Source organism: Rahnella inusitata (assembly GCF_003263515.1).
In the GTDB taxonomy this organism is placed as follows: Bacteria; Pseudomonadota; Gammaproteobacteria; order Enterobacterales; family Enterobacteriaceae; genus Rahnella; species Rahnella inusitata.
In genome coordinates this window covers 219791-236085 of record NZ_JYDE01000019.1, presented here as the reverse complement: position 1 = coordinate 236085, position 16295 = coordinate 219791, and the positions used below count along the sequence as shown (strand labels likewise).

Below are 16295 nucleotides of genomic sequence, written 5' to 3'. Positions count from 1 at the left end.
TGCGCGTAGTGACGGCTTGGGGTGTCATATTCAACGTGTGAAGTGTTGATGGTGATACCACGAGCTTTTTCTTCTGGTGCGTTATCGATCTGGTCGAATGCGCGTGCAGAACCGCCGTAGGTTTTAGCCAGAACGGTAGTGATTGCTGCAGTCAGGGTAGTTTTACCGTGGTCAACGTGGCCGATAGTACCAACGTTAACGTGCGGTTTTGTACGTTCAAATTTTTCTTTAGACACGGCTATATTCCTTACTCTTGTGCTCTCCCTTCAAAGAGAGAGCACGGGATCATTGTGTTTAAACCTGTGGCTTATTTGCCACGAGCTTCAATAACGGCCAGGGCCACGTTATTTGGCGCATCATCATACTTCAGGAATTCCATGGAGTAAGATGCACGGCCTTTAGTCAGTGAACGCAGCTGAGTCGCATAACCGAACATTTCGGAAAGCGGAACTTCGGCATGAATCACAACGCCAGTAGCGTTAGAATCTTGGCCTTTCAGCATACCACGACGACGGCTAAGGTCACCGATGACGTCACCAGTGTTCTCTTCTGGAGTTTCCACTTCAACCTTCATGATCGGCTCAAGCAGAACTGGTTTCGCTTTCTTGAAGCCATCTTTGAAGGCAATAGAAGCGGCCAGTTTAAACGCCAGTTCAGAGGAGTCAACGTCGTGGTAAGAACCGAAGTGCAGACGCACACCGAGATCTACTACTGGGTAACCCGCCAGTGGACCTGATTTCAGCTGTTCCTGGATGCCTTTGTCAATCGCAGAGATGTATTCGCCAGGAATTACACCACCTTTGATTTCGTTGACAAACTCGTAGCCTTTCGGATTCGAGCCTGGCTCCAATGGATACATGTCGATCACAACGTGACCGTACTGACCACGACCACCAGACTGCTTGGCGTGTTTACCTTCGACGTCAGTCACTTTGGAGCGAATCGCTTCACGGTAAGCAACCTGCGGCTTACCTACGTTCGCTTCAACGTTAAACTCACGACGCATACGATCAACCAGGATGTCCAGGTGAAGCTCACCCATACCTGCGATGATAGTCTGACCAGATTCTTCGTCAGTCCATACGCGGAATGATGGGTCTTCTTTCGCCAGACGGCCCAGAGCCAGACCCATTTTTTCCTGGTCAGCTTTGGTTTTTGGTTCTACCGCAACGGAAATTACCGGTTCTGGGAATTCCATGCGCTCCAGGATGATCACATTATCCGGATCACACAGGGTATCACCAGTAGTCACGTCTTTCAGACCGATCGCTGCAGCGATATCGCCTGCACGAACTTCTTTAATTTCTTCACGCTTGTTAGCGTGCATCTGAACGATACGACCCAGACGTTCGCGCTGTGATTTCACTGGGTTAAATACAGTGTCACCAGAGTTGACGAGACCGGAATAAACACGGAAGAACGTCAAGTTACCCACGAATGGGTCAGTAGCGATTTTGAACGCCAGAGCAGAGAACGGCTCAGAATCGTCAGAATGGCGAACTGCTGGAGTGTCTTTACCGTCATCCAACAAACCGTTGATAGCTTCAACGTCAGTTGGTGCTGGCAGATACTCAACAACAGCATCCAGCATTGCCTGTACGCCTTTGTTTTTAAACGCAGAACCACAGGTAACCAGGATAACTTCGTTGTTCAGAACGCGCTTACGCAGAGAAGCTTTGATCTCTTCTTCAGTCAGCTCTTCGCCACCAAAGAATTTCTCCATCAGCTCATCAGAGCCTTCAGCAGCGGCTTCAACCAGTTTCTGGCGCCATTCTTCAGCCAGTTCTTGCATTTCAGCCGGGATCTCTTCGTATTCGAAGGTCACGCCCTGATCTGCTTCGTTCCAGTTGATTGCTTTCATCTTCACCAGGTCAACAACACCAGTGAATTTCTCTTCAGCGCCAATAGCCAGCTGCAGAGGAACCGGAGTTGCGCCCAGACGTTTTTCAATCTGGTCAACAACTTTCAGGAAGTTAGCACCCATACGGTCCATTTTGTTAACGAACGCGATACGTGGAACTTTATATTTATTTGCCTGACGCCATACGGTTTCAGACTGTGGCTGAACACCACCAACAGCACAGTAAACCATTACCGCGCCATCAAGAACACGCATGGAACGTTCAACTTCGATGGTGAAGTCAACGTGCCCTGGGGTGTCGATGATGTTGATGTGGTGTGGTTCGAACTGCTTAGCCATACCAGACCAGAAACAGGTGGTCGCAGCTGACGTGATAGTAATACCACGTTCCTGCTCCTGCTCCATCCAGTCCATGGTTGCTGCGCCGTCATGAACTTCACCGATTTTGTGGTTTACACCGGTGTAGAACAGAACACGTTCGGTAGTAGTGGTCTTACCGGCGTCGATGTGAGCACTGATACCAATGTTACGGTAGCGCTCAATGGGTGTTTTACGAGCCATTTGATTCCTCTATAACTAGGACGTTCAAGTTCGGTTAAGCCAAGCGGGTTGGCTTCTTGAAGCGCCCGCTTGGTTAGCATAACTACAGCGAAGTGATTACCAGCGGTAGTGGGCGAACGCCTTGTTGGCTTCAGCCATACGGTGAACGTCTTCACGTTTCTTAACTGCAGTACCTTTGTTCTCTGCAGCATCAGAAAGTTCGTTCGCCAGGCGGAGAGCCATGGATTTATCACCGCGTTTACGAGCAGCTTCAACGATCCAACGCATTGCCAGAGCATTACGACGAACCGGACGGACTTCTACTGGAACCTGATAAGTAGAACCACCAACGCGGCGGGACTTAACTTCGACAGTCGGACGAACGTTGTCCAGTGCGACTTCGAAAGCTTCCAGGTGGCCTTTACCGCTACGTTGAGCCAGGGTCTCAAGAGCAGTGTAGACGATTGCTTCTGCAGTAGATTTTTTACCATCTACCATCAGAATGTTTACGAATTTTGCCAGCAGTTCGGATCCGAACTTAGGATCTGGCAGGATTTTACGTTGACCAATGACGCGACGACGTGGCATGGAAATACTCCGTTGTTAATTCAGGATTGTCCAAAACTCTAAGAGTTTATTTTGACAGTAATGTGAAAATGTTTGGCCTTACTTAACGGAGAACCATTAAGACTTCGGCTTTTTAACGCCGTATTTAGAACGAGATTGCTTACGATCCTTAACGCCTGAACAGTCCAGCGCGCCGCGGACGGTGTGATAACGCACACCTGGCAAGTCTTTTACACGACCGCCACGGATCAGGATCACGGAGTGTTCCTGAAGGTTATGACCTTCACCACCAATGTAGGAGGTAACTTCAAAACCGTTAGTCAAACGCACACGGCATACTTTACGCAATGCGGAGTTTGGTTTTTTAGGAGTGGTGGTATATACACGAGTACATACGCCACGTTTCTGCGGGCAAGCTTCCAGCGCTGGAACGTTGCTTTTAGCAACCTTCGTAGAGCGTGGTTTGCGTACCAGCTGATTAATTGTTGCCATTAAAAAGCTCCTGGATTTTGATTCATAAACTACTTTGTAAACGCGTGATAAATCGCCCCATAAAAAGCATTAGCTAATATGGGGACGCAGAATTTTAGGGCTGACCATGGAGGGTGTCAAGAAATATACAGCACATCATTGATTCACCATGCCGTTTGCTGGGCATGTTTCTCCGTCAACGCGACGAAACCAGTATAGTCGATCAGCGTGATGTTGTGCGAAATTTGACCAACCAATCCTCTGGCCGCCAAATCCTCGCTTAATACATAGACGCTCTGTACATGCTGAAACAGCAGCTCGCATGCCTGACTCCCTTCGAGAGCGGCCAGTACACCGTCCTGCATCAGCAGCAGCGCATCTTCCGGGGCAACCAGTTTAATAAGCAGCGGGAAATCACAGTGTTGCGGGGAACGGGCAAGAGTAAAAAGCATTGGAATTCCTGAGTCAGAACGTCATCACCACATCATATTCAGCCAGCCGGCTGCGGATTTCAGAGACAGACAGCGGTACCACATCCAGCACCCATTCGTGCGCAGCGGATAATCCTCTCGCCTTCAAAGACTCTGCGCAGACAAAGCACTGATCGACGTCATAAAGCGATAACACGCCAAATGTCGCGATATAATTACGCGCTAATATTTTTTCCGGCTGCTGGGTGGGCATCAGCTGAAAAACGCCATCGGCCATGAAAAAGACGCCAATGTCTTCGGTCAACGCAGAAGTTGCGAGCAACGCATCCAGCCCTTCACGGCCGGCGGAAGTCCCGTGAGGTCCCTGCGTGAAAATAAACGCCACCTTCTTCATCTTTTTTTCCAGCCATAACACATCAGAATTGCACCATACGATCACAGGTCAGCGAGGCTTCCGCGAGACTGCCGAGCCCGGTCAATGAAAAACCGGGTTGCAGGTTGGTCTGGCCATGCCCCTGATTGGTCGCTTCGGTTTCATCGATCACTCCACGACGTAGCGCTGCTGCAATGCACACGTTGAGCGCCACCTGATGATCCGCTGCCATTCGTTGCCATGATCGCACCAGGTCGAATTCATCAGACGCCGGCGCAGAAAGCAGATTGCCATTGAGCACGCCATCACGATAGAAAAAGACGCTCTCGAGCTGATGACCGCTGGCAAGAAGCGCCAGCGCAAACTGATAGGCGGCGCTGGCTTGCTGAGTGCCGTAGGCCGGGCCGGTAACCAACAGGCAGTAACGCAGTTTCAACGTTCGTTCCCCACCAGATCCCCGCTCTTAAACTGGCGGATATACAGGTAGACCGTATGTTTGGAGATATTCAGGCGGTCAGCCACCTGATTAATGGCATCTTTAATATCAAAAATACCTTTTTCATAAAGATTCAGCACGACCTGACGGTTCTTCGCGTTATTAGACACATTGCGATCCGCATTCACTTCTTCGATCGTGAATTCAAGCGTTTGAGCCACAAGGTCATCGACAGACGAGGCGAAGTTTACCGACGGTGCCACTTCCTGAGTTTCAGGCGGCATGAAGGTCTGAATGATTTGCGAGAAAGGTACGTCCAGATTCATGTTGATGCACAACAGCCCCACCACGCGCTGTTCGCGATTGCGAATGGCGATGGTGACTGACTTCATCAACACACCGCTTTTCGCGCGGGTGAAATAGGCTTTAGACACATTACTGTCGGCACCTGTCATGTCATGCAACATGCGCAGTGCCAGATCGGTGATAGGCGATCCGATCTTTCGGCCCGTGTGCTCGCCATTGGCGATACGTACCGCGGAACATTTCAGGTCTTCCAGCGAGTGAAGAACTATTTCGCAATGCTCACCGATCAGCATCGCGAGTCCATCTACGACGGCTTCGTAGGAGGACAAGATTTCGTGATCGACCTGGCTGAAAGGACGTTGGTCCAGCAAATCCAGTTCGCCGGTTTCGCCAGTTATAAGCGAATTAGACATTGAAGCTACCACCCTCTGCATCGCGCCTTCTCATAGAGCCATGGGCGCATTATTCATCATTCCAGGGTCGTTACTGTATCAAAACTACAGAAAAAACGGCCTTGCGAGTTTACGGATCTGTGACGTTATGCCCGACGGACAAAAGCGTCAAGTAATCATCATAGAGTAACCGCAGTAAAAAGAGGGGCTGATGGCGATAAAAGTCACTGGCGAAAAAAAACCGCCGCGTTATGCGACGGTTCTGTACACCTGCTGAACGCGAGCTTAATTAGCTTTTGGCGCGGCTTCAGCTTCGGCAGGTTTTTCAGCTGACTTTGGATCAGCTTTAGGCGCTGCTTTCACATCCAGCAGTTCTACGTCGAACACCAGAGTGGAGTTAGCAGGGATCCCCGGCACGCCGGTTTTGCCGTAGGCCAGTTCTGGTGGAATGACCAGCTTGATTTTGCCGCCTTTCTTAATGTGTTTCAGGCCTTCGGTCCAGCCAGGGATCACACCATCAAGACGGAAAGACAGTGGCTCACCACGGGTATAAGAGTTATCGAACTCCGTACCGTCGGTCAGGGTGCCTTTGTAGTTCACGACAACGGTATCGCTGTCTTTAGGCGCTGCGCCAGTACCTGGTTTTTCTACCTGATACAGCAGGCCAGACTCTGCTTTCTTCACGCCTTTTTCTTTGGCGAAGTCAGCGCGGAATTTATCACCTTTATCGGAGTTCGCTTTAGCGTCCTGTTCCATCTTCGCCTGAGCAGCAGCTTTCACACGGCCTTCGAAGGTTTGCAGGGTTTTCTCGATTTCCTGATCGGACAGTTTGCTTTTATTTGCAAACGCATCCTGAACACCGGCGATCAACTGGTCTTTATCCAGTTTGATGCCCAGTTTTTCTTGTTCTTTCAGGGAGTTTTCCATATAACGGCCCAGTGAAGCGCCCAGTGCGTACGCAGCCTGCTCGTCATCACTTTTAAACTTAGAGGCTTCTGCCGCTGCTGGTGCAGCTGCAGCTGGCGCGGTGGCAGCAGGGGTTGCCGCTGCGGCCGGTGCAGTTTCAGCTGCCATAACCTGCGTCGCGTTCAGAGCGATTGCCATGGTCGTTGCCAGCAGGGTGACTTTAAACAGTGATTTCATCCATTTCTCCAGGACCAGAAGTTTCTGTCTTCTGGTAATCATTACGAAAGTTCGGCGGTTACTATAACTGTCCGTCTCACGACAAAACAATCTCTATACACGCCATTAGCGTCTATTTCAGACCTTTTGTGCATCAATAAGTTTCGCAAAACCGTTGAAAAGCGATGGTTGAGCGCCATAGAGGTCAGGTAATTGGCCGTATTTGCAGGTAGAATCGCTTCCCTAAATACAGGATGAAGTTCCGGTCAGTGCTCAATCTGATCAACTTGAGCCACACGATGAGGTAATGAAGATGAACTCAAATACCGTTGAACAGCGTCTGGAAATGCTGGAAAACAAGCTGGCTTTTCAGGAAGTGACCATTGAAGAGCTGAACATGATCGTCACGCAACACCAGCTTGAAATGAGCCGTTTGCACGATCATCTGCGCCTGCTGACCGACAAGCTCCGCGCCAGCCAGCCGTCGATGATTGCCGATCAGTCAGAAGAGACTCCGCCACCGCATTACTGATAGCGTAGCGGACGCAGGTAAAAAGAAAGGCGCCAATCAGGCGCCTTTCTTATATGCAGCTAAACGCGCAGAACGATTAGTGACAACCGCAACCGCCGTTGCCGCCGCAGCCGCCTTTCTTCGGTTCGTCATGACCGTGATCGTGATCATGGCTGTGACCGTGGCCGCCGCAGCAACCGTCGCCATGTTCGTGATCGTGACCATGGTCGTGGCCGTGTTCGCCATGAACGTGGCCATGAGCCAGTTCTTCTTCCGTCGCTTCACGGATAGCAACCACTTCTACGTGGAAGTTCAGATCCTGACCCGCCAGCATGTGGTTGCCGTCAACAACGACGTGGTCGCCGTCAACTTCAGTGATTTCGACAGGAACCGGGCCCTGATCGGTGTCAGCCAGGAAGCGCATACCGACTTCCAGTTCTTCAACACCCATGAACACGTCTTTAGGCACGCGCTGTACCAGGTTTTCGTCGTAGTTGCCGTAGGCGTCGTTTGCGCCAACATGCACGTCGAACACGTCACCAATCGCATGACCTTCCAGCGCTGTTTCCAGACCGGAGATCAGTGAACCATGGCCATGCAGGTAATCCAACGGTGCGCTCACCGGAGATTCATCAACCAACACACCGTCTTCTGTACGTACCTGATATGCCACGCTGATGACCAGGTCTTTTGATACTTTCATGATAACTCCTACCGTTGGAAACTTAATTTGTTGTCTGCGGACGTCTCAACAACGTACGCAACGTCGGTCAAGACTAATTCAGTGACGGCCACTTTTCGATGAGATCATCCCGAAAAGCGATACCGGATAAATTTGGCGAAGAGTGTAGCGGAAATCCGCGCCGCTGTACCCCACAGCATAAAAAATCGCGGACAATAACGCTACTTCGGATCAAAAATACCGATCACCTGCTCTTCCGGGCGCAGCTTCTTGCTGACCTGCGCATCGGTCTGCCGCTGATGGTGTCCGCACTTCATGCATTCCACCACTTCGACCTGATCTTCCTGCCATAACGCCAGCGTATCCAGCGCCTTACATTTCGGGCAAACCGCACCGGCGATGAAACGTTTACGGGTACTAGCCATGTTACTTCTCCTGAATTTTCCGACATTGCGTCCGGTCAGTTTTCGATCAAATGGCGAAATTATTTTTCGTCTGCCGGCTATTCATCGTCGTCCCAGCCATCAAGCTGGCGACGTTCGTTATGCATTTCGCTCTGAAAGATGTCTTCCAGCTCGCGCCGCGCTTCTTTAACACGGGAGATCTGCGCCACATCGCCGCGGTTTTGCGGCACCAGTTCACGCAGCATCCGCATATCGAGACGGCGAAAATGCTGCTGCGCACGGTAAGCACTGTGAGGATGCATCCCCAGGGTGACCAGCGCTTTCTTGCCCAACTCCAGCGCACTGGAAAACGTCTCGCGAGAGAAGTTCGCTACACCGGCCTGCAACAACTCATGCGCCTCTACACGGCCACGGGCACGCGCCAGAATATTCAAATGCGGGAAGTGCTGCTGACACAAATGGACAATCGTCATGGTGTCTTCCGGTTCATCACAAGTGATGACAATCGACTTCGCCTTCTCCGCGCCGGACGCTCTGAGCAGTTCGAGTTCGGTGGCATCGCCGTAATACACTTTATAACCGTAAGTGCGCATCAGGCCGACGGCGCTGATATCACGCTCCAGCACGGTGATCCGCATCTTGTTGGCCATCAGCAAACGCCCGATCACCTGCCCGAAACGGCCAAAGCCGACGATAATCACCTGCGGCTCATCATCCTGTACAAAATGCTGCTCGTCACTCTCTTCGCCATCGTTGTAACGGCGCACCAGAATGCGATCGACCCACTGCATCAGCAGCGGCGTGGTCATCATCGACAGCGTGACCACAACCAGCAACAGCGAAAGCTGCGAGGAGGAAATGACTTTCTGCGCGCCCGCCGCCGAGAACAATACGAAGGCGAATTCACCGCCCTGACTAAGCACCGCAGAAAACTGCAACCGTACCGAGGTGCGCAAGCCAAATACCCGTGACAGGCCGTATAGCACCGCGCCCTTCACCGTGACCAGAATAATCACGCCGGCCAGCACCAGCAGAATATGGGTATACAACACCCCGAGATTCAGCGCCATACCGACGGAAATAAAGAACAACCCCAGCAGTAAACCTTTAAACGGCTCGATCGCGATTTCCAGTTCGTGCTGATATTCGCTTTCAGCCAGTAAAATCCCGGCGATAAATGTCCCGAGGGCCATCGAGAAGCCCAGCGTATCCATAAACAGCGCCGAGCCCAGCACCACCAAAAGCGCGGCGGCGGTAAACACTTCACGCACGCCAGAGGCCACGATTAGCCTGAAAATCGGCCGCAGCAGATAGCGCCCGCCGATTAGCATCCCGCCGAACGCCAGCACTTTCATGCCGATCATTTCCCAGTTATTACCGCCCTCGCTGCCACCCGCCAGAATCGGGATCAGCGCCAGCGCCGGGATCACAGCGATATCCTGGAACAGCAGCACGGCAAACCCCAGTTGCCCGCCTTCGTTGCGGGTCATGCCTTTGTCGCGCATCAGTTGCAACGCCATCGCCGTCGAAGACATTGCCAGCCCGATACCGCCGATCACTGCCGCCTGCCACGAGAATTTCGTCAGATACAACAATCCGCCGAGTACCAGTGCCGTGAGGATCACCTGTCCGGCACCGACACCAAAAATTTGCCGCCGCAGTGCCCACAATTTTCCGGGATTCAGCTCCAGCCCGATGATAAACATCAGGAAGACCACGCCCAGCTCGGAGAAATGCAGAATTTCATCCACGTCGCGGATAAAACCCAAACCCCACGGGCCGATGGCGATCCCGGCCAGCAAATAGCCCAGCACTGCGCCGATACCTAAACGTTGCGCGAGAGGGACCGCGACCACCGCAGCGAATAAAAACAGCAAGATCGCTGCGGGCAGATTCGAACCATCCATTATGCGATCCCTCCGTGAGGCAGCGGCGATTTAAGCCATTCGCCGTAGGCTTCAGCATGGCTTTGCAACACATCAGGTTTCTGACGTCGCGCCCAGTAAATGATGATGGGTGTCATCCAGTGCATGTGGCACATCGCCGAGGTCAGCTCGAAAGGCCGCATAATGTCGGACATCGGATAGCGGTTATACCCGCCCGCCTTGTATGCACCTTCCGGCTCGCCGGTGGTTATTACCGAACGCCAGTATTTGCCACGCAGCTCGTTGCCGCCTGCCCCGCTGGCGAATCCACGCGCCAGCACGCGATCCATCCACTCCTTGAGCAACGCCGGGCAGCTGTAGGTATAAAGCGGATGCTGGAAGACGATCACCTTATGTTCGCGCAGCAACTGTTGCTCGCGGTGGATATCAATAAAGAAATCGGGATAGTGGGCGTACAAATCGTGCACGGTGACATGGCCGAGTTGCTGTGCTTGCTGCAGTAAAACGCGGTTGGCGACCGAATCGGGTGATTCCGGATGGGCGTACAGCAGCAAAACCTTTGGTGGCTGCGACATCAATACCTCCAAAGCGTCGTCAGGGTGCGGTTTTTCCGTTACCATGCTTCGCAAAGACAAAATAGGACGCGATACGTCTTGTTTAACCTAATATCGTGACAATTTAACATACTCTCAACACGGCGCTTTATGATTGTTTTCTCCTCCTTACAAATCCGACGCGGCACAAACGTGCTGCTGGACAACGCGTCTGCGACCATCAATCCCGGCCAAAAAGTCGGACTGGTGGGCAAAAATGGCTGCGGTAAATCCACCCTTATTTCTCTGTTAAAAGGTGAAATGAGCGCCGATGCAGGCAACCTGACATTTCCGACCAACTGGGCGCTGGCCTGGGTAAATCAGGAAACACCGGCCCTGGACGTGCCAGCGATAGAGTATGTTATCGACGGCGACCGCGAATTTCGTCAGTTAGAAGCCGAATTACAGCTCGCGAACGATCGTGATGATGGCCACGCCATTGCCACGCTGCACGGCAAACTGGATGCCATTAACGCCTGGACCATTCCGGCGCGTGCGTCCAGCCTGCTCAGCGGTTTAGGTTTTAGTCAGAGTCAGCTCCAGCAGCCGGTGAAATCCTTCTCCGGTGGCTGGCGTATGCGCCTCAATCTGGCGCAGGCGCTGATCTGCCGCTCTGATTTACTGTTGCTTGACGAACCGACCAACCACCTTGATTTGGACGCAGTAATCTGGCTGGAAAAGTGGCTGAAAAGCTACACCGGCACGCTGGTGCTGATTTCCCATGACCGCGATTTCCTCGATCCTATTGTCGATAAAATTTTGCACATCGAGCAGCAAACGCTGAACGAATACACCGGCAACTACTCGTCTTTTGAACGTCAGCGTGCGACCAAACTGTCACAGCAGCAGGCATTGTTTGAAAGTCAGCAGGAAAAAGTGGCGCATCTGCAAAGCTATATCGATCGCTTCCGCGCACAGGCGACCAAAGCCAAACAGGCGCAGAGCCGTATCAAGATGCTGGAACGTATGGAGCTGATTGCCCCGGCGCACGTCGACAATCCTTTTCATTTTAGCTTCCGTTCGCCGGAAAGTTTACCCGATCCGCTGCTGCGCATGGAAAAAGTCAGCGCCGGTTACGGCGACACCACCATTCTGGATTCGATCAAACTAAATTTGGTGCCAGGCTCGCGTATCGGCCTGCTGGGTCGCAACGGCGCTGGTAAATCGACGCTGATTAAACTGCTCGCCGGAACCATGGCGCCGCTGCAGGGCGATATCGGCCTGTCGAAAGGGGTCAAACTCGGTTACTTCGCGCAGCATCAGCTTGAGTTTCTGCGTGCGGAAGATTCTCCGCTACAGCATCTGGTGCGGCTGGCGGCGAAAGAAACCGAACAGCAACTGCGTGATTACCTCGGCGGTTTTGGCTTCCACGGCGATAAAGTGACAGATCCGACCGGGCGTTTCTCCGGTGGTGAAAAAGCGCGTCTGGTGCTGGCGCTGATCGTCTGGCAGCGCCCGAACCTGTTGCTGCTCGATGAACCGACCAACCATCTGGATCTCGATATGCGTCAGGCGCTGACCGAAGCGCTGATGGACTTCGAAGGCGCGATGGTCGTGGTCTCGCATGACCGCCACTTACTGCGTTCCACCACCGACGATCTGTATCTGGTTCACGGCGGTAAAGTCGAACAGTTCGATGGTGATCTGGAAGATTATCAGCAATGGCTGGTGGATATTTCGCGTCAGGAAAATCAGCAGGATGCGCCTTCGAAAGACGGCAGCGTTAACAGTGCGCAGTCGCGTAAAGATCAGAAACGTCGCGAAGCCGATTTCCGCAACCAGACTCAGCCGCTGCGCAAACAGATCACGAAGCTCGAAACGCAGATGGAAAAACTGACCGCTGAACTGGCCACGCTCGAAGAACGTCTGGCCGACTCGGCGATTTACGACATCAGTCGTAAAGCCGAACTGACGGAATGCCTGCAACAGCAGACAAAAGTCAAAGGCGCGCTCGATGACACCGAAATGACCTGGCTCGACGCTCAGGAACAGCTGGAATCGCTGGCGAAGGCGTTTGATTTAGAAAGTTGAGCCTTTCTTTTCCCGCACAATCCCCCTTTCCTGGCGTGATTGTGCGGGAGCAAGACGCAGCAACAACGTCGCCGCCAACCCCGTCAGGCTTTGTAAAAAGGCTTATCTCCCAGAATCGTTGCCCTGTGCATAATCCGCCGCTGCGGCAAATAATCCGCGTTGGCGTAATGCTGAGTCACCCGGTTATCCCAGATCGCGATGTCATTTTCCTGCCAGCGCCAGCGCACCTGAAACTCCGGTTTGGTGATGTGGCTGAACAGGAACGTCAGGATCGCCGTACTCTCCTTTTCACTCAGCCCGACAATCCGCGTCGTAAAACCTTCATTGACGAATAACGCCTGTTTACCGCTCACCGGATGCGTGCGGATCACCGGATGCAGCAACGGAGGGTTTTTCTCTTTGGCCTTTAACCACTGCGCGTGTTCTTCCACCGTTTTGCGGTACTTAAACTCCTGGAAGGATTTGGTAAAATCGTGTTCGGCCTGCAAGCCGGTCAGCAACTGGCGAAAAGGCTCAGAAAGCGCGTTAAACGCCGCAATCCCGCTGGCCCACAGCGTGTCGCCACCGGATGAGGGCAGCTTTTTCGCGGCTAAAATCGCACCGGCAGGCGGCGTTTCGATAAAGGTCACGTCGGTGTGCCAGTTATCATTATCGGGCGGATTGTCATCGTGAGTATCCAGCACAATGATCTCTTCCACATCCGGCGCATGCGGATAAACCGGATGAATGTGCAGATCGCCGAAACGGGCGGCCAGCGCGCGTTGTTCAAGCGGTGTCACCGGCTGATTGCGCAGGAATAAGACCTGATGCTTCAACAATGCGTGATAGAGCTGCTCGAACTGCGCATCAGACAGCGGTTTGCTCAGAATGACATTCTCAACCTGCGCGCCGATATACGGGCCTAATGGCGTGATCGCCAGACGTTCGTTCATTGCTGTTCTCCATGCCACGGGGTCAGTTTGCGCTGCAAGGCGCGCAACCCGAGTTCAAGACTAAAAGCGATCAGTGCGATGACGCTGATCCCGGCAATCACCACATCGGTTGCCAGAAACTCACCGGCCGACTGCACCATAAATCCGAGGCCGCGCGTGGCGGCTATCAGCTCAGCCGCAACCAGCGTTGACCAGCCGACGCCCAGCCCGATGCGGATACCCGTCAGGATTTCCGGCAACGCACTTGGCAATATCACATAACGCAAAACCTGTATTTTGCTGGCGCCCAACGCCTGCGCGGCGCGAACCCGCACCTGCGAAACACTGCGCACACCGGCCAGTGCTGAAAGCGCCACCGGGGCAAAAATCGCCAGATAAATCAGTAAAATCTTTGAGGTTTCGCCGATACCAAACCAGATGACCATCAGCGGCAAATACGCCAGCGGAGGCACCGGGCGGTACAGTTCGATAAGCGGATCAAGAATGCCACGCACGGTGTCATTCAATCCCATGGCGATCCCGACCGGTACGCCGAGAATCACCGCGGCCAGCAGCGCAATCACGATCCGCGTCAGGCTGGCGGCCAGATGCTGCCACAGCGTGGCATCCATAAAACCCTGCGGACTGGCGATCACATACAGCTGATGCAAGACCTGCTGCGGCGCGGGTAAAAATAACGGGCTGATGAGATGCAACGCAGTGATTGCCCACCATACCAGCAATAACACCAGCAGCGTGGCAATGCTCAGGCGAACATTGCGCGGCAGGCGAAATCGGCGACCCGAAACGGCAGTCGGTGTGGCGGTTTTCAACGCGGAGTGGAGGCTCATATCAGCACCTCGCGCTGCTGGAAGACCTTACCCAGCACGTATTCGCGTTGAGCAATAAATTCGGGATCAGATTTGATCGCCCGGCAGTTTTCACCACTGGCATAGCGCTGGCCAAAATTGAGCTTCAGCCGTTCTACCACCTGCCCCGGCCCCGGCGACAGCAGTAAGAGCTCGCTGGCCAGAAACACCGCTTCTTCAATATCGTGGGTGATAAGCAAAATCTGTTTGCCGGTATCGCGCCAGATAGTGAGCAGTAATTCCTGCATCTGTTCGCGGGTGAAAGCATCGAGTGCGCCGAAAGGTTCATCGAGCAACAGCAGCTGCGGATCCGCTGCCAGCGCGCGGGCAATCCCCACCCGCTGGCGCATTCCGCCGGAAAGCTGCCAGATGAAATGCTTTTCATATCCCGCCAGACCGACCTTACTTAACATGCGCTGCGCGATATCACGCCGCTGTGTTTTTTTCACGCCAGCCAGTTCCAGCCCAAATTCGACATTGCTTTGCACGTCCCGCCAAGGCAATAAACCTTCATGCTGGAAGACCACACCGCGATCGGCTCCCGGCCCGTTCACCGGCTGTCCGTCCAGCGTAATGCTCCCGGAAGACGCGGGCTGGAAACCGGCGATCAGATTGAGCAGCGTGGTTTTTCCGCAGCCGGAAGGCCCGAGTACCACCACCAGTTCACCGCTGGAAATCTGCAAGGAAATGTCTTTCAGCGCAGGTTTCCCCTGATATTCAGCCGACAAATGCGAGACGTTTAACATAGCCAATTCCTCAGGATTTCGGGCCAGACTGGACCGCTTTCACAAACTCGCTGGTCACATAGTCGCTGTAATCATCGTCCGTCTGCTGAATTTTGCCCTGCTCCTTGAGGAACGCCGCCGTGTCTTTAATCGCTTTATTTACCGGCTCACCGAGCTGGGTTATCTGCTCGCTCACCGGCAGATAACGGTTACCTTTCACCAGACCGGGGATCTGGTCATCCGGCACGCCGCTCAGGCGCGATAATGTGTCGAGATTCTTTTTATCCTGTAACCATTTTTCCGGCTGTTGCAGATAATCGCCCTGTGCTTTCAGGGCGCTACGGGCAAAAGCAGTCACGATTTCAGGATGGGCTTTGGCGAAGTCTTTGCGCACAACCCAGACGTCCAGCGTTGGCGAACCCCATTTACCGACCTGGGCAGAATCGGTCAGCACTTTGCCGGTTTTTTCCAGTTCATTCACCGCCGGTGCCCAGACATACGCGCCGTCGATATCGCCTCGCGCCCATGCTGCTGCGATAGCCGGAGGCTGTAAATTCACGATGGTGACCTGCTTAGGATCAATCCCCCAATGCTTCAGCGCTGCCAACAGGCTGTAATGCGTGGTGGAAATAAAAGGTACCGCGATGCGTTTGCCGATCAGGTCTTTCGGATCATTAATACTTTTCTTCACTACCAGCGCCTCGGAGCTGCCCAGTTCAGACGCCAGTAAAAACACTTCGATCGGCAGCTTCTGACTGGCGGCGACCGCCAGCGGGCTGGAGCCGATATTGCCAATCTGCACGTCGCCGGAGGCCAGCGCGCGCAGTACGCTCGATCCGCTGTCAAACTTGCGCCAGTCGACTTGCGCGCCGGATTCTTTAGCAAAGGTATTTTCCGCCTGCGCGACCTTGGCCGGTTCGGCTGAGGTCTGATAAGCCACGGTGACATCCGCCGCCTGCGCGCAGAATGCCGCTATGCTAAGCGCGAGGGCCAGCCCACTTTTTTTTACAGCAGAGAAAGGAAAGGCATTGAGAGAGGTCATGTTGGTCAGCTCCGCGCAGGGCGTCATATTATGTGTTTCACATTTGTAGCGGAGGCGTAAAAATAGATAAAGTAATTAGAAATTATCTTTAATGCCTTTATGGAATATAAGAAGTCAGTAAAAAGGCCTCACTGCGGAGGCC

Annotated in this window: 19 protein-coding genes; 2 read left to right on the top strand and 17 right to left on the bottom strand. The window is 53.2% G+C overall.

Annotated features, from left to right (window positions below; genetic code table 11):
* The 9 genes from TU92_RS12875 to fkpA all read right to left on the bottom strand — a co-directional run.
* The coding region (locus tag TU92_RS12875; protein ID WP_248291966.1) for a GTP-binding protein at positions 1-236 on the bottom strand (236 nt) is incomplete at its 3' end.
* 71 nt (positions 237-307) lie between these two features.
* A complete protein-coding gene (gene fusA, locus TU92_RS12865) occupies positions 308-2422 on the bottom strand; it encodes an elongation factor G (RefSeq protein ID WP_112167613.1) in 2115 nt (704 codons plus the stop codon).
* 96 nt (positions 2423-2518) lie between these two features.
* Complete coding sequence (gene rpsG, locus TU92_RS12860; RefSeq protein ID WP_005969574.1) at positions 2519-2989, bottom strand: 30S ribosomal protein S7; 471 nt, start codon at positions 2987-2989, stop codon at positions 2519-2521.
* A gap of 96 nt (positions 2990-3085) precedes the next feature.
* The gene (rpsL, locus tag TU92_RS12855) at positions 3086-3460 is read right to left on the bottom strand and encodes a 30S ribosomal protein S12 (RefSeq protein ID WP_013573668.1); all 375 of its coding nucleotides are present in this window, start codon (positions 3458-3460) and stop codon (positions 3086-3088) included.
* Positions 3461-3603: 143 nt separating this feature from the next.
* Positions 3604-3891 (bottom strand): sulfurtransferase complex subunit TusB, encoded by a 288-nt coding sequence (gene tusB / locus TU92_RS12850; protein ID WP_112167612.1) that lies wholly within the window; start codon positions 3889-3891, stop codon positions 3604-3606.
* A gap of 13 nt (positions 3892-3904) precedes the next feature.
* Positions 3905-4264 carry a sulfurtransferase complex subunit TusC gene (gene tusC, locus TU92_RS12845; protein ID WP_112167611.1) on the bottom strand — a complete coding sequence of 120 codons (360 nt, stop codon included), beginning with the start codon at positions 4262-4264 and terminating at the stop codon, positions 3905-3907.
* Positions 4265-4286: 22 nt separating this feature from the next.
* A complete protein-coding gene (tusD, locus tag TU92_RS12840; RefSeq protein ID WP_112167610.1) occupies positions 4287-4679 on the bottom strand; it encodes a sulfurtransferase complex subunit TusD in 393 nt (130 codons plus the stop codon).
* Positions 4676-5398: a helix-turn-helix transcriptional regulator gene (locus tag TU92_RS12835; RefSeq protein WP_056775190.1), complete on the bottom strand. Its 723-nt coding sequence runs from the start codon at positions 5396-5398 to the stop codon at positions 4676-4678. The genes tusD and TU92_RS12835 overlap by 4 nt, the downstream gene beginning before the upstream one ends.
* Positions 5399-5662: 264 nt before the next feature.
* On the bottom strand, positions 5663-6520 hold the full coding sequence (gene fkpA, locus TU92_RS12830) for an FKBP-type peptidyl-prolyl cis-trans isomerase (protein WP_112167609.1): 858 nt from the start codon (positions 6518-6520) through the stop codon (positions 5663-5665).
* 292 nt (positions 6521-6812) lie between these two features.
* On the opposite strand from fkpA, the gene TU92_RS12825 reads away from it, so the two are divergent.
* On the top strand, positions 6813-7031 hold the full coding sequence (locus TU92_RS12825; RefSeq protein WP_056775197.1) for a protein SlyX: 219 nt from the start codon (positions 6813-6815) through the stop codon (positions 7029-7031).
* 76 nt (positions 7032-7107) lie between these two features.
* Here the strand turns inward: TU92_RS12825 and slyD are convergent, their stop codons facing one another.
* The 4 genes from slyD to kefG all read right to left on the bottom strand — a co-directional run bounded on the left by slyD (position 7108) and on the right by kefG (position 10557).
* Positions 7108-7713, bottom strand: a complete 606-nt coding sequence (gene slyD, locus TU92_RS12820) for a peptidylprolyl isomerase (RefSeq protein ID WP_112167608.1) — start codon at positions 7711-7713, stop codon at positions 7108-7110.
* A gap of 200 nt (positions 7714-7913) precedes the next feature.
* The gene (locus TU92_RS12815) at positions 7914-8117 is read right to left on the bottom strand and encodes a YheV family putative zinc ribbon protein (protein WP_112167607.1); all 204 of its coding nucleotides are present in this window, start codon (positions 8115-8117) and stop codon (positions 7914-7916) included.
* Positions 8118-8194: 77 nt separating this feature from the next.
* Positions 8195-10003: a glutathione-regulated potassium-efflux system protein KefB gene (gene kefB, locus TU92_RS12810; RefSeq protein ID WP_112167606.1), complete on the bottom strand. Its 1809-nt coding sequence runs from the start codon at positions 10001-10003 to the stop codon at positions 8195-8197.
* Entirely contained in the window at positions 10003-10557 is a 555-nt protein-coding gene (gene kefG / locus TU92_RS12805) for a glutathione-regulated potassium-efflux system ancillary protein KefG (RefSeq protein ID WP_112167605.1), read from the bottom strand. Before kefG ends, kefB begins: the two co-directional genes overlap by 1 nt.
* Before the next feature lie 129 nt (positions 10558-10686).
* Here kefG and TU92_RS12800 point away from each other — a divergent pair, with 129 nt between their 5' ends.
* Entirely contained in the window at positions 10687-12606 is a 1920-nt protein-coding gene (locus TU92_RS12800; protein WP_112167604.1) for an ABC transporter ATP-binding protein, read from the top strand.
* Positions 12607-12689: 83 nt separating this feature from the next.
* Here the strand turns inward: TU92_RS12800 and tauD are convergent, their stop codons facing one another.
* Genes tauD through tauA form a run of 4 tightly spaced genes read right to left on the bottom strand, consistent with a single transcriptional unit; the run spans position 12690 to position 16153 of the window.
* Entirely contained in the window at positions 12690-13538 is an 849-nt protein-coding gene (gene tauD, locus TU92_RS12795) for a taurine dioxygenase (RefSeq protein ID WP_112167603.1), read from the bottom strand.
* A complete protein-coding gene (gene tauC, locus TU92_RS12790) occupies positions 13535-14368 on the bottom strand; it encodes a taurine ABC transporter permease TauC (RefSeq protein ID WP_112167602.1) in 834 nt (277 codons plus the stop codon). Before tauC ends, tauD begins: the two co-directional genes overlap by 4 nt.
* The gene (gene tauB / locus TU92_RS12785; protein ID WP_112167601.1) at positions 14365-15132 is read right to left on the bottom strand and encodes a taurine ABC transporter ATP-binding subunit; all 768 of its coding nucleotides are present in this window, start codon (positions 15130-15132) and stop codon (positions 14365-14367) included. Before tauB ends, tauC begins: the two co-directional genes overlap by 4 nt.
* Before the next feature lie 10 nt (positions 15133-15142).
* Positions 15143-16153: a taurine ABC transporter substrate-binding protein gene (gene tauA / locus TU92_RS12780; RefSeq protein ID WP_112167620.1), complete on the bottom strand. Its 1011-nt coding sequence runs from the start codon at positions 16151-16153 to the stop codon at positions 15143-15145.
* Between the last annotated feature and the right edge of the window lie 142 nt (positions 16154-16295).

Coding starts and splice junctions, on each gene's coding strand:
- fusA (WP_112167613.1), bottom strand. CDS start 2,422: ATGGCTCGTAAAACACCCATTGAGCGCTACCGTAACATTGGTATCAGT.
- rpsG (WP_005969574.1), bottom strand. CDS start 2,989: ATGCCACGTCGTCGCGTCATTGGTCAACGTAAAATCCTGCCAGATCCT.
- rpsL (WP_013573668.1), bottom strand. CDS start 3,460: ATGGCAACAATTAATCAGCTGGTACGCAAACCACGCTCTACGAAGGTT.
- tusB (WP_112167612.1), bottom strand. CDS start 3,891: ATGCTTTTTACTCTTGCCCGTTCCCCGCAACACTGTGATTTCCCGCTG.
- tusC (WP_112167611.1), bottom strand. CDS start 4,264: ATGAAGAAGGTGGCGTTTATTTTCACGCAGGGACCTCACGGGACTTCC.
- TU92_RS12835 (WP_056775190.1), bottom strand. CDS start 5,398: ATGTCTAATTCGCTTATAACTGGCGAAACCGGCGAACTGGATTTGCTG.
- fkpA (WP_112167609.1), bottom strand. CDS start 6,520: ATGAAATCACTGTTTAAAGTCACCCTGCTGGCAACGACCATGGCAATC.
- TU92_RS12825 (WP_056775197.1), top strand. CDS start 6,813: ATGAACTCAAATACCGTTGAACAGCGTCTGGAAATGCTGGAAAACAAG.
- slyD (WP_112167608.1), bottom strand. CDS start 7,713: ATGAAAGTATCAAAAGACCTGGTCATCAGCGTGGCATATCAGGTACGT.
- TU92_RS12815 (WP_112167607.1), bottom strand. CDS start 8,117: ATGGCTAGTACCCGTAAACGTTTCATCGCCGGTGCGGTTTGCCCGAAA.
- kefB (WP_112167606.1), bottom strand. CDS start 10,003: ATGGATGGTTCGAATCTGCCCGCAGCGATCTTGCTGTTTTTATTCGCT.
- kefG (WP_112167605.1), bottom strand. CDS start 10,557: ATGTCGCAGCCACCAAAGGTTTTGCTGCTGTACGCCCATCCGGAATCA.
- TU92_RS12800 (WP_112167604.1), top strand. CDS start 10,687: ATGATTGTTTTCTCCTCCTTACAAATCCGACGCGGCACAAACGTGCTG.
- tauD (WP_112167603.1), bottom strand. CDS start 13,538: ATGAACGAACGTCTGGCGATCACGCCATTAGGCCCGTATATCGGCGCG.
- tauC (WP_112167602.1), bottom strand. CDS start 14,368: ATGAGCCTCCACTCCGCGTTGAAAACCGCCACACCGACTGCCGTTTCG.
- tauB (WP_112167601.1), bottom strand. CDS start 15,132: ATGTTAAACGTCTCGCATTTGTCGGCTGAATATCAGGGGAAACCTGCG.
- tauA (WP_112167620.1), bottom strand. CDS start 16,153: ATGACCTCTCTCAATGCCTTTCCTTTCTCTGCTGTAAAAAAAAGTGGG.